The sequence below is a fragment of the Kitasatospora sp. NPDC057940 genome (assembly GCF_042887425.1).
Taxonomy (GTDB): Bacteria; Actinomycetota; Actinomycetes; order Streptomycetales; family Streptomycetaceae; genus Kitasatospora.
Window position 1 is genome coordinate 225,452 of record NZ_JBHVPH010000006.1, and the last position, 11,868, is coordinate 237,319.

General features: G+C 75.7%; 8 protein-coding genes. 4 read left to right on the forward strand and 4 right to left on the reverse strand.

What is annotated here, in order from left to right:
* Positions 1-185 precede the first annotated feature (185 nt).
* The gene (gene asnB, locus ACFVTF_RS13050) at positions 186-2,036 is read right to left on the reverse strand and encodes an asparagine synthase (glutamine-hydrolyzing) (protein ID WP_387812946.1); all 1,851 of its coding nucleotides are present in this window, start codon (positions 2,034-2,036) and stop codon (positions 186-188) included.
* A gap of 217 nt (positions 2,037-2,253) precedes the next feature.
* On the opposite strand from asnB, the gene ACFVTF_RS13055 reads away from it, so the two are divergent.
* On the forward strand, positions 2,254-2,529 hold the full coding sequence (locus ACFVTF_RS13055; RefSeq protein ID WP_063350341.1) for a hypothetical protein: 276 nt from the start codon (positions 2,254-2,256) through the stop codon (positions 2,527-2,529).
* A 149-nt stretch (positions 2,530-2,678) separates the two neighbouring features.
* Positions 2,679-4,505 (forward strand): glutamine--fructose-6-phosphate transaminase (isomerizing), encoded by a 1,827-nt coding sequence (gene glmS / locus ACFVTF_RS13060; RefSeq protein ID WP_387812948.1) that lies wholly within the window; start codon positions 2,679-2,681, stop codon positions 4,503-4,505.
* A gap of 106 nt (positions 4,506-4,611) precedes the next feature.
* Here glmS and ACFVTF_RS13065 read toward each other — a convergent pair whose 3' ends face one another.
* Positions 4,612-5,973, reverse strand: a complete 1,362-nt coding sequence (locus ACFVTF_RS13065) for a lanthionine synthetase LanC family protein (protein ID WP_387812951.1) — start codon at positions 5,971-5,973, stop codon at positions 4,612-4,614.
* Positions 5,970-9,422, reverse strand: coding sequence for a lantibiotic dehydratase (locus ACFVTF_RS13070; RefSeq protein ID WP_387812954.1), 3,453 nt, complete (start codon positions 9,420-9,422; stop codon positions 5,970-5,972). Before ACFVTF_RS13070 ends, ACFVTF_RS13065 begins: the two co-directional genes overlap by 4 nt.
* 255 nt (positions 9,423-9,677) lie before the next feature.
* Here ACFVTF_RS13070 and ACFVTF_RS13075 point away from each other — a divergent pair, with 255 nt between their 5' ends.
* Entirely contained in the window at positions 9,678-9,809 is a 132-nt protein-coding gene (locus ACFVTF_RS13075) for a hypothetical protein (protein ID WP_387812957.1), read from the forward strand.
* 101 nt (positions 9,810-9,910) lie between these two features.
* Here the strand turns inward: ACFVTF_RS13075 and ACFVTF_RS13080 are convergent, their stop codons facing one another.
* Positions 9,911-10,831 carry a JmjC domain-containing protein gene (locus tag ACFVTF_RS13080; RefSeq protein ID WP_387812960.1) on the reverse strand — a complete coding sequence of 307 codons (921 nt, stop codon included), beginning with the start codon at positions 10,829-10,831 and terminating at the stop codon, positions 9,911-9,913.
* 458 nt (positions 10,832-11,289) lie between these two features.
* Between ACFVTF_RS13080 and ACFVTF_RS13085 the strand changes: the two genes are divergently transcribed.
* Positions 11,290-11,706, forward strand: coding sequence for an NUDIX domain-containing protein (locus ACFVTF_RS13085; RefSeq protein ID WP_371521592.1), 417 nt, complete (start codon positions 11,290-11,292; stop codon positions 11,704-11,706).
* Positions 11,707-11,868: the final 162 nt, after the last annotated feature.

The window sequence follows — 11,868 nt, forward strand, 5'->3', positions numbered from 1 at the left end:
GCCGGCGGGAGTCCGCGTTATCGCCCGCCATTCGGGAGGTGTCGGCGACGCTACCGCACCGTCCGACGCCCGGGCGCGGCGGGTTGGTTCCGGATGATCACCCGGGATCGACCACCCGGATCGATCACCCGAACGGCGCAGCGGCCCGCCGTCAGGGCCGCCGCGCCGCCCGGGGCGGCCCGCCGTCAGATGTCCAGCGTCACCTGGTAGTCCGTCAGCCAGGTGTGCAGTTCGAGCGCGAAGTCGACGGACAGCCGGACGGACTGCGGGTCGGTGTCCGGATCGAGCGCGTCGGCGAGGCGCCGCCGGTCGAGCAGGGCGAGCGCCGGGGACTTCTGCTCGGCGGCGAGCCGGGCGAGCTCGGCCCGCAGCAGCGCCGGGTAGTGCGGGTCCTCGGTGACCGGGTACGGGCTCTTCACCCGGTCGGCGACGGCGGCCGGCAGCACGTCCCGGACGGCCGCGCGCAGCAGGCTCTTCTCCCGGCCGTCGAAGTGCTTCATCGCCCACGGCGTGTTGAAGACGTACTGGACCAGCCGGTGGTCGCAGAACGGCACCCGCACCTCCAGGCCGTTGGCCATGCTCATCCGGTCCTTGCGGTCGAGCAGGATACAGACGAAGCGGGTCAGGTGGAGGTACGAGATCTCGCGCATCCGCCGTTCCAGCGGATCGGCGTCCGGCAGGTGCGGGACTTCGGCGAGCGCCTCGCGGTAGCGGGCCCGCCGGTAGCCGGCCAGGTCGAGCTCGGCGAGCAGGCCGGCGTCGAGCAGGTGTTCGCGCGGGCCCGTTCCCTGGCCGCCGAGGCCGGTCAGCGAGACCGCCCAGGGGAAGTCGTCGGTGGCGACGGTCTTCGGGTCGTGGAACCAGCGGTAGCCGCCGAACAGCTCGTCCGCGGACTCGCCCGACAGGGCGACGGTGGACTGGCGGCGCACGCCCTGGAAGAGCAGCAGCAGCGAGATGTCCATGTCGCCGAAGCCGCCGGGCAGGTCGCGGGCGCGCAGGACGGCGTCCCGCTGGGCGAGGTCGGTGAGCGCGGCGGCGTCCAGCTCGATCACGTTGTGGTCGGCGCCGACGTGCTCGGCCAGCATCCGGGCGTACGGGCCGTCCAGGGTCGGCCGGACCTCGCTGGCGTGGAAGTTCTCGCTCTGGCCGGCGAAGTCGACGGCGAAGGAGCGCACCGGGCCGGCGCCCTCGGCCCGTAGGACCCGGGCGGCGAGGGCGGTGACGGCGCTGGAGTCCAGGCCGCCGGAGAGCAGCGAGCAGAGCGGGACGTCCGAATCGAGCTGGCGGTGGACGATGTCGTCCAGCAGGGCCCGGACGGTGGCGATGGTGGCCTCCAGGGTGTCGGTGTGCTCGCGCGCCTCCAGTGCCCAGTAGCGGCGCACCGAGATGCCCTCGCGGCGGACCCGGACGACGTGCCCGGGCCGGACCTCGACGATGCCCCGGTAGGGGGTGATGCCGGGGGTGCGGGTGAAGGCGAGCAGTTCGCGCAGCCCGTCCAGGTCGACCACCGGGCGGACCGAGGGGTGGGCCAGGATGGCCTTCACCTCGGAGCCGAAGAGCACGCCGTCGGGGGTCGGGTGGTAGTGCAGCGGCTTGACGCCCATCCGGTCGCGGACCAGCAGCAGTTCCTCGCTGCGGGCGTCCCAGATCGCGAAGGCGAACATCCCGTTGAGGCGTTCGGCCAGGCCCTCGCCCCACTCCAGGTAGGCGTGCAGCACGACCTCGGTGTCGCTGCGGGTGCGGAAGCGGTGTCCGGCCGCCTTCAGTTCCGCGCGCAGCTCGCGGTGGTTGTAGACCTCGCCGCTGTAGGTGAGCGCCGCCAGCAGCCGGCCGTCGTGCTCGACGGTCATCGGCTGGACGCCGCCCTCCAGGTCGATGACCGCGAGGCGGCGGTGGCCGAGGGCGGCGTGTCGCTCCAGGTGGACGCCGCCGGCGTCCGGGCCGCGGCAGATCTGGGTGGCCGTCATGGCGTCGACGACGGCCCGTTCGGCGGTGAGGTCACGGTTGAAGGCGACCCATCCGGTGATCCCGCACATCAGCAAGCCTCCGGTTCTTCCGCTACGTATGCGGAAAATGACGCTACGTGTCGAAGGGGTGCGACTACAAGGGTGCGTCGGGACGGAGTCGGGAAGGAGGCGGGAGGGGCTCGGGAGGGCGATGTGACTGGTTGTTTGAGCTGAAAGTCGTAAAGTCTGCCCGAATTCGGGCAGGATTCTTGGCCCCGGCGGGCGGTGCGGCCTAGGCTCCTCACTCGTGCCGAGCTCACCCCACCCTCACGACGACCTCCTCGCCCACCTCACCCGGACCAGCCCGCTCGGGCCCCGGGAGGCGGCGCGGGTCGTGGCGGAGGTGCTGGCGTACTTCTCCGAGAGCACCGAGGAGTACGTCCGCCGCCGCCACGGCGAGCTCCAGGCACGCGGACTGACCAACGAACGGATCTTCACCCGGCTCGCCGAGGAACTCCCCGCCCGCCGGGTCGCGGCACCCGAGCTCTCGGCCCGCCAGCTGCGCCGGATCGTCTACGGCTGAGCGCTGCCGGGGCGGGGGCGCGGGCGCGGCGCCGGCGCACTCACGGCACCGGCGCACTCGCCGCATCCACGGCATGAGCGGCATCCACTGCACTTTCGGCATCCACAGCAACTACGGCATTCACGGCATTCACGAAGAGGAGACCACGCATGTGCGGAATCGTGGCCTACATCGGCCCCAAGGACGCGACCCCCTTCCTGCTGGAGGGCCTGGCCCGGCTGGAGTACCGGGGCTACGACTCGGCCGGCGTGGCCGTCACCGGTCGCACCGGCGGGCTCAAGGTCCGCAAGGTCAAGGGCCGGGTCGCCGACCTGGCCGCCGCCGTCCCGGCCCGGTTCAAGGGCAGCACCGGCATCGGCCACACCCGCTGGGCGACCCACGGCGTGCCCAGTGACGCCAACGCCCACCCGCACCTGGACGGCGCCGAGCGGATCGCCGTCGTCCACAACGGCATCATCGAGAACGCCGACGAACTGCGCGCCAAGCTCACCGCCGACGGCGTCGTGTTCCGCTCCGAGACCGACACCGAGGTGCTCTCCCACCTGATCGCCGCGCACGTCGGTGAGGGCGTCGAGCTGGAGGACGCGGTCCGCGCCGCCCTCGGCCGGGTGGTCGGCACCTACGGCATCGCGGTGCTCGACGCCGAGCAGCCGGACCGGATCGTGGCCGCCCGCAACGGCAGCCCGATAGTTCTCGGCCTCGGCGAGAAGGAGATGTTCGTCGCCTCCGACGTCTCCGCCCTCGTCCGCTACACCCGCCAGGTCGTCCACCTGGAGGACGGCGAGCTGGCCACCGTCCGCGCCGACGGCTTCCGCACCTTCACCACCGACGCCCGCACCACCCACCACCAGCCGTCCACCGTGGACTGGGAGATCGACTCCTACGACACCGGCGGCTACGAGCACTTCCTGCTCAAGGAGATCCACGAGCAGCCCGGCTCGGTCGAGCGCACGCTCAGCGGCCGGCTCGACGAGCGCTTCTCCACCGCGCACCTCGGTGGCCTCAACCTGGACGCCCGGGAGCTGCGCGAGATCCGCCGGGTGAAGATCCTCGGCTGCGGATCCGCCTACTACGCCGGCGAGATGGGCGCCCAGCTGATCGAGGAGCTCTCCCGCATCCCCGCGCACAGCGAGCCCGCCTCCGAGTTCCGCTACCGCAACCCGGTGATCGAGGCGGACACGCTCTACATCGCGGTCAGCCAGTCCGGCGAGACCTACGACACGCTGGCCGCCGTCCAGGAGATCAAGCGCAAGGGCGGCCGGGTGCTCGGCGTCGTCAACACCGTGGGCAGCGCCATCGCCCGTGAGTGCGACGGCGGCATGTACCTGCACGCCGGGCCGGAGATCTCGGTCGCCTCCACCAAGGCCTTCACCTCCACCGTGGTCGCCTTCGCGCTGCTCGCCCTGCACTTCGGCCGCATCCACGACCTGTCGCCCGCCGACGGCCGCCGGATCGTCGCGGCCCTGAAGGCGCTGCCGGACCAGATCCGCGAGGTGCTCGCGCAGACCGAGGCCATCGCCGAACTCGCCGCCGAGTACGCCGGATCGGCGGGCATGATGTTCATCGGCCGGGTCCGCGGCTACCCGGTCGCCCGGGAGGGCGCGCAGAAGCTCAAGGAGATCTCCTACGTGCACGCCGAGGCCTACCCGGCGAGCGAGCTGAAGCACGGTCCGCTGGCGCTGATCAGCCCCGAACTGCCCACCGTCGCACTCGTCCCGGACGACGAACTGCTCGACAAGAACCTCACCACCCTCGGTGAGATCAAGGCCCGCTCCGGCCGCGTGATCGCCATCGCGCACCGCCGCCCCGAGGACAAGCTCGCCGACCACTGCGTCCTCGTCCCCAAGAGCGAGCCCGAGCTCGACCCGCTGCTGCTCAACATCCCGCTCCAACTCCTCGCCTACCACGCCGCCGTGGCCCTCGGCCGCGACGTCGACAAGCCGCGCAACCTGGCGAAGAGCGTGACGGTGGAGTAGGGCGCCCCGAAGAAGTGACGGCCCGGCGGGTGGGGCGGCTTTCCTGCTGATCAGCAGCTCAACGGCTCAGCAGCTCAACGGCTCAGGAGTCGAGTAGTTCAGTAGTTCAGCAGATCAGGAGGAAGGCGTCCCACTCCTCGGCGGCGTCGCCGGTGCCCGCCGAGGACGCCTGCGCAGCGGTACGGGGGCGGGCGTGGGCGTGCAGGGCGAGGGCCGCGCCTGCCGTCCCCTCCAGGAGGCCGGGCGGGTCGCCGGCGCCGAGTGCCGTGTCGAGCCGGCTCGCGACGGTGGCGGCGAGCCCGGGCAGGCGGGCGGTCAGTTCGGCGGAGCCCGAGTCCTCGGCCATCCGCTGGGCGATCCGCAGCAGGCCGCCGGTGCCGTGGCAGAGCCCGGGGCCCTGGAGGTTCCAGCCGGCGGGGTCGCGCAGCGTGTCGGTCAGCGCCGCGACGGCGGTGGTCCGCCAGTCGGAGCGGCCGCGGGCCGCGCCCGCCAGGAAGAGCGCGCGGGCCGCACCGGGGGTTCCGTAGCACCAGGCCGCGCGCGTCGGCTGGTCGGCCGGCAGCCGGCCGGCCTCCTCGTCCTCGACGCGCACGGTCATCGGCCAGGAGCCGCCCACGCCGGGTCGGCCCCCGGCCGCGTCGGGGCCCACGGGCACCGGCTCGGCCGGGACGGGCCCGACCGGATCGGCCGGCTCGACCGGACCGGGGATCCGCCGGGCGGCGAGCCAGCTCGCCAGCGCCTCGATCGCCTCGTCCTGCCCGGGCACCCGCACACCGCGCAGCCGGGCCAGCGCCAGCAGGGCGAGCGGGCCCGGGACCCCGTGGGCCAGGCCCAGGTTGAGGTGCCCCCGGGGGAAGCCGGGAGCCGCGCCGGGCAGTCCCGGTCCACCGGCGGTCCACCAGCGCGGCAGCACACCGCCGGTCGGCTCGGCCAGCGCGACCAGCGCGGTGAGCAGGTCGGCCAGCGCCGGTCCGGTCGGCTCCAGCGCGAGCAGCAGCCGGCCCAGGCCCGCCGCGCCCGAGACGGCGTCGAAGGTGTGCGCCCGCAGGCCCGTGCCGGCGGCCAGATCGGCGCGCAGGTCGGCGACGCGCCCGGCCGCGGCCTGCCGGACCCGGGGCGTCAGCCCGTCGAGCAGTGTGCGGTACTCGCCGGGGCGCCGCGCCATGGTGCGGGCGGCGAAGGCGATCGCCGCGGCGCCGGAGAAGAGGCCGCCGCCCCGCATCGCCCCGGGGGCTTTCACGGCGGCCGCGAGGTGCCCGTGCGCGGCGCGGCGCAGCGCGGCGTCGTCCTCGCGGTCGGCCAGCACGGCGAGCGCGAGCGCGGCGCCGCTGCGGCCGGCCCCGAGCGTGTGCGCCGCCGGGGGCGGCACGGACGCCGAGGACGTCGTGGCGTCGGCGGCCGGTTCTTCGAGCGCACCGGGCCTGCTGAGCAACTCGGCCACGGCGCGGATCGGATCCGTCGTGTTCATCGCCCCTCCCGCGGGCTGGAGCGGCGGGCCCGGTGGGCCTCGACGGCGCCTCGGGCCAGTGCGTAGGCCCGGCGTTCGGCCTCGCGGTCGATCCCGATCAGCCGGTTGTGGCCCATGTGCAGCAGCGAGGCCAGCACCGGGTCGGCCGACGACGGCTCCACCCTGGACGCGTACCGCGCGAGTGCGACGGCCCGCTGCCGCCAGGCGTCGGCCAGCGCGGGGTCGGCGGGCAGCAGGCCGCCCGCCGGGGCGGCCGGCCCGTCGGGGCCGATCGCCCGCAACGCGGCCGCGCGCTGGGCCCGGAACGCCTGGTGGTGGCGCTCCGACTTCGGATACGCCCCCGCCAGCCAGGCTCCGACCGAGGGCACGCCGGGGACGGCCGGCTGGTCGTCGGGAAGGCCGGCGGGGAGGCCGGCGCCGCCCTCGGGCCCGCCGTCAGGAACGCGGTCTCCCGTCGGCTGCCCTGCCGGCTGCCCCGCCGACTGCCCCGCGCGACCGGCCAGGAAGGCCTGCACGGTGCCGGCGAGGTTCACGGCGGCGAGCAGGTCCCGGGAGAGCGAGCGCTCCGCCCGGGCCAGCCGCAGCGCCGCCAGCGCGACCAGGCTGTCGGCCTGGAAGACCCGCTCGGCGTCGGCGAGCACCTCGGCGCCGCCGTAGCGGTCGGTCTCCGGCGCGTAGCCCTCCAGGCGCAGGTCGGCGGCGAGCCCGGCCCGGTGCAGCTCCCGCACCCAGTCGTGCACGGTGGGCAGCAGCCGGGCGGCGAGAACCGGCGGCGCACCGTGGAAACGCAGCCGCAGATGCGGCGCGGAGTCCTGGTAGCGGATGAAGAACCAGCGGTCCACGTCGGCGGGCAGGGCGTCGAGCAGCCGGGGAAGGTGCTCGACCAGGATCTCCTCCTGGCGTGCCTCGGTGGCCGCCAGTCGGGCGAACAGCCAGGATCCGCCGGGGAGTTCGACGGTCCGGTCGCGCCGGGCAGGTAGCGGGCGGCGAGGTCCGGACGCGGTCGGCCCGGTCGTGCTGCGGCGCAGCGGGACCACCAGTTCGGCGGTCCGCGCACCGTCCGGTCCGCACAGCCAGCCGCCGTCGCCGGCCGGATTGGGGTCCTCCTGGAGCACGGTGGGCTCGGTGGACCGCGCCTGGCTGTGCAACAGCCGCCGGTGCCACGGGAGGTCGAGGTCCAGGCTGATCCGCTGGTCGCCGCTGATCAGGCGGACGGCGGCCGGCACTCCCCAGCGTCGGCGCCAGCGGGCCAGGCCCTCGTCCCACTGCTCGAACGGGGCGGAGGCCGCCGGGACGGGCGCGGCCAGCCGCCAGGTGGCCGGGGCCAGCACCACCCGGCCCCGGCGGACGCGCGGCAGCACGGGCGCGCTGCTCGCCGCCCCCCAGTCCCAGGGCTGCCAGGGTCGTTGCCCGGTCAGCGTCACCTCCTGGAGGAAACGGGCCGCGTTGGGCGCACCGCTGCGCAGGTTGAGCACGTGATGGGTGGCGACGCGGACCTCCCGGCCGAGGCGGCGGGAGTACACCGCGAGCCGGTCGGGGTCGGCCAGCACGACCAGGTCGTCCAGCGGCAGTACGGACGGGCCGCCCGGGTCGGCGAAGGCGCTGACCACCACCCGGTGGTCGAGCCAGCGCGGGGTGAGGGCGATGTTGGCATGGCGCGCGCGGTACGGGGTGAACTCCAGGTGCGCTTCGAGTGCGCCGTCGTCGCCGGATCCGGTGGGCCCGGCGGGCCCGGCAGACCGTACGGACCCGGCGGCCTCGGCCAGCAGGGCCCCGCCGGCCGCCGCGGGGTCGCCCGCCGATCGGCCCGGTTCGGTACCCGGTTCGGCAGCCGGGCCGCGGTCGCCCCCCGCGCCCGCGAGCAGGGTGGCGAAGCGGCCGAAGGTGGCCCCGGCGCGGTCACTGCCGGCGACGGGGGAGAGCACGAGCCGGAAGTCCCCGGCGTCCAGCGCCTCCAGGGAGTCCGCCGCCAGTTCGGCGTACAGCTCCAGGGAGGCGGGCGGGGTGTCGACGGCGCCGCCCGCCTCGTCGCGCGGCGGGGCCAGCCGGGCCAGCAGGTCGTCGTCCAGGAGCACTTCGGGCAGCGTGCCGTCCGGCTCCCGGTCGGCGAGGGCGCCCGCCGCCAGTTCGGCCAGCAACCGGTCGCGGGCCGCGTCGGCGTCGGTGCGGGCCCGGGTGGGCTGGGGGTTGGCCGTGCCGCGGGGGCCGGCCGGGCGCCGGTAGCCGGCCGGCGGGCCCAGGCCGGTGTCGGGGTCGAGCAGTTCGGCCAGCGGGACGGGGCTGTCCGTGCCGTACCGCTCGACGAACTCCGCGTGGTAGGCGCGCAGGTGCTCGGGTCCGGGGGTCTGCGGCGCCAGGCGCCAGAGGAGCGCGGCGGTCCGCTCCAGCTCGGTGCGGACCTGGTCCGGCAGGACCACCTCGGCGTCCAGGGCGAGATCCGCGTGGAGCGGGCGGTCGGCCGGGGCGAGCCGGGTCATCCGGGTCCGGAGCTCGCGCAGCAGGTCGGTGGCCTGTCCGCCGGGCAGGGCGGCGGCCTGTGCCAACGCGTCCCGGACGGCCGCCAGTTCGGGGTGCACCGGGTGGTCGGCGGGTATCCGGTCGAGCACATGGCCGAGCAGGTCGGTGCTGTCCGGCGGAGGCGTCAGGTCGGTGAGCAGGAAGCCCTGGCCGACCAGCGAGCGGACCAGGGCCGCGACGGCCTCGGCCGGGGCCGTGGGGAAGTCGGCGGTCAGCGCGGCCAGCAGGTCGCGGTGCCGGACCGGCTCGGCGGCGGTCCGGATCGCGGCCCGGACGACGGCGGTGGCCCGTACGGTCCGTTCGGCGACCGGCTCCGCCTCGGTACCGGAAGCGGCACCGGCACCGGCGGCGGTGGGCCGACGCTCGGGCAGGTACGGCAGCACCAGACGACCGCCGCGCAGCCGGGCCTGCTGGTCCACGGCCAGTCGCAGGCCGGGCAGCACCGCGGGGTCGGTCCGCAGCCGGTCGAGCAGCGGGAGCAGCCAGCCCAGGTCGGGCCGCAGGGCGCGGCGGTCGGCCCCGCCCCAGCGGACCTTGGCCGCCGCGCCGAAGCGCGCCGGCGCCACCGCGGCCATCAGCCCGAACGGCGTCGGCCGGGTGGCCATCCGCAGCCGGTAGCGGCTGACCGCCTCGGCCGCCCGGCGCAGCGCGGCCGGGCGGGGCACGGTGCCTGCGGCGACCTGGTCGAGCAGGTCGGCCAGGGAGGGGCTGGAGAGCTCGATCGCCTCGCGCAGGGCCGGGTCGGCGGCGGCCTCGGCGAGGTGCGCCAGGAGCGCGGTGTCGGCGGACCCCGACGCGGGGTGTGCGGGGTCGGCGGACTCCGGGGCCGGGACGGTGTGACGGTGCGAGCGCGGCAGCGCGGGTGTCCGCAGCAGGACCGGGCCGGTCGTGGTGAAGAGTCCGTCCTGGGGCGCTCCGTGCGTCTCGACCACTGTGCTCCTCGTGCCTCGGTGCCTCGTGCCACACGCCTCGTGCCGATGCCGCCACGCGGTCCGCACTCCTGACGGCGGGTCGGGTCGTGTCTACCCCGGCGATCGAAAACTGTCCACCATCGATCGAACTGTTTCGATTTTTGGCTGAGTTAATCCATTCATCCGTGCAGAACCATTGCTGGGCCCATGCAGGAGTGCCTAACGTCCGCTGCAGTCCGCCGCGGTCAACCGTGGCACTGACGAAGGGAGGCCCTCATGGCCGACGACATGCTGGAGCTGTTCGACCTTGACGTGCAGGACCTGGTCTCGACCGAGCTCGGCGAGCGCGAGGAGTCCGCGATCAGCATCTCCTGTGAGGGGTCCTGCACCCGTCCGTGGTGCATCTAGTCCGGTAGCAGTACCGGCACCACGGGGCGCGGCTGCCCGGACCAGACGGTCCGGGCAGCCGCGCCCTCGTGCGTTCGGGCGCCGCCCGGTCCGGGCCCGGCTCAGCCGCCGGCACCCAGCGGTCCGTGACCCGGCGCCGCCCGGCCGTCGTCCGCCACCGGCGCGGGCAGCGGCCCCCGGGCCAGCCGCAGCAGCTCCTGCGGGGTCAGTTCGGCCAGTCGGGCGCGGCCCAGCCGCAGCACCTCCGCGGCCGTGTCCAGCAGTTCCGCCGGTGTCGCCGGGCGCTCCGGCAGCCCGTCCGCCCAGCCGCCGCCGGCCAGCCACTCGCCGACGGCGCCGCGCAGCTGCCCCGTGCCCGCCTCCCGGATCGTGAACGAGAGGTGCACCGACAGGCCCTGGTGGCCCGTCGCGGTGTGCGGCGCCCCGCGCGGCACGTACAGCACCTCGCCCGGCCCGAGCACCGAGTCGAGCGCCACCGCGCCGGGCTCGGGGGCCAGCCCCGGGCGCCAGCGCCCGTCGGCGGGGGCCTCGTGGACCGTCCACTCCTTCTTCCCCGCGAGCTGGACGACCAGCACGTCCGCGTCGTCCCGGTGCACGTCCAGTCCGCGCCGGCCGGCACCCGTCGCGAAGCAGAACGCCTCGGTCCGGCGGCCCAGTTCGACCGCGATGTCGGTGGCCAGCGCGCGCACCGGCGCGTGCCACTGGTCCAGCTGCGGCAGCAGCAGCGTGGCGCCGTCGGCCAGCAGGGCGGCGATCCGGTCGGGGTCGGCGAAGCCCTCCTCCCGGCGACCGGCGACCACCCGGGTCGTGCAGAACTCCGCGGGCGGGACGACCGCACCCGCCCGGACCATCTCGACGTAGGGCACCCGCAGCAGTCCGCCGCGCAGCGCCTCGTCCAGCTCGCCCGGCCGGGGCAGCCCCGCGGGCCAGCCCGCGGTGCGGAACACCTGCGGCCGGCGTTCCTCCAGCGCCTCGGCGAACGCCGCCGCGTCGCCCACCAATTCGGTCAGAACTCGTCCCATCGTCCATCCCTCCGTCCAGCGGCCCACCACGGGTCGACCGTCGCATAACCTACGGATGAACATCTGAGTCGGGTTCAGCGGGAATCCGCCAACCAGCCCGGGATCGGCCAGCTTCGCGTCACGGGGCGACAACCGCGATGCGCTGCGGCGCCCCGTCCCGGGCGGACGGGCCGAGGGGTGAAGCGGGCGAGCGGCGCCGGTACCGGCTCCCGGTCGGCGTGTCCCGACCCCCAGGTCGGGCGGCGGACGCGGCCCGTTCTTCCGGCAGCCCGTCCGCCCTCCGGCGCGACAGGCGCCGCCGCCGGGGCGCCGGCCGCCCCGCACCGCCCCGAGGGGGTCGGCGAGCCGTTCCGATCAGCTGTGACGAGCGTCACACTCGATGGTCCGGCCGGCCGTCCTGCGCGCCGCCCGGGTTACTCGGGTGCCGACCACGGCCCCCACCTGCGACAATCCCGACCATGATCGACTCTGCCGCCCCGACCGCCCCCCTCGCCGTCGCCGCCGCCGCGATCGTCCAGGACGGCCGACTGCTCGTGGTCAGCAAGCAGGCCGCCCCCGACGTCTTCTACCTCCCGGGCGGCAAGCCCGACCCGGGCGAGAACCCGCTCCAGGCGCTGGCCCGTGAACTGCGCGAGGAACTCGGCGCCGTGCCCGTCGACCCCTGTCACCTCGTCGACATCCGCGCCACCGCCGCCCTGGAGGGCGTGCCCATGCTGATGACCGTCTTCACCGCCGCCCTGGACCGCACCCCCGTCCCCGCCGCCGAACTCGCCGCCCTGCGCTGGACCGACGGCCGCGACGACACCCTCCGCCTCGCCCCGGCCGTGCGCGACCACCTCCTGCCGTTGCTGCGCGAGCGGGGCGACCTGCCGTAGGGCGTGCCCGACGGTCCGCGCCGCGCGCCCGGTGGGAACCGTCGGGCCGCCCCGGGCCGTCAGCGGCCCGTAAAAGCCCGGCGGGGGGGGGCGCGGGCGGGGGGGGGCGGGCCCCCCCCGGGGGGGGGGCGGGGGGGGGCGGCGCCCGCCGGGGGGGGCGCG

What these genes read in the sequence shown, in the direction of transcription:
- ACFVTF_RS13065 (WP_387812951.1), bottom strand. Translation starts at nt 5,973, where the DNA reads ATGAACACGACGGATCCGATCCGCGCCGTGGCCGAGTTGCTCAGCAGG.
- ACFVTF_RS13080 (WP_387812960.1), bottom strand. Translation starts at nt 10,831, where the DNA reads ATGGGACGAGTTCTGACCGAATTGGTGGGCGACGCGGCGGCGTTCGCC.
- ACFVTF_RS13075 (WP_387812957.1), top strand. Translation starts at nt 9,678, where the DNA reads ATGGCCGACGACATGCTGGAGCTGTTCGACCTTGACGTGCAGGACCTG.
- ACFVTF_RS13085 (WP_371521592.1), top strand. Translation starts at nt 11,290, where the DNA reads ATGATCGACTCTGCCGCCCCGACCGCCCCCCTCGCCGTCGCCGCCGCC.
- asnB (WP_387812946.1), bottom strand. Translation starts at nt 2,036, where the DNA reads ATGTGCGGGATCACCGGATGGGTCGCCTTCAACCGTGACCTCACCGCC.
- glmS (WP_387812948.1), top strand. Translation starts at nt 2,679, where the DNA reads ATGTGCGGAATCGTGGCCTACATCGGCCCCAAGGACGCGACCCCCTTC.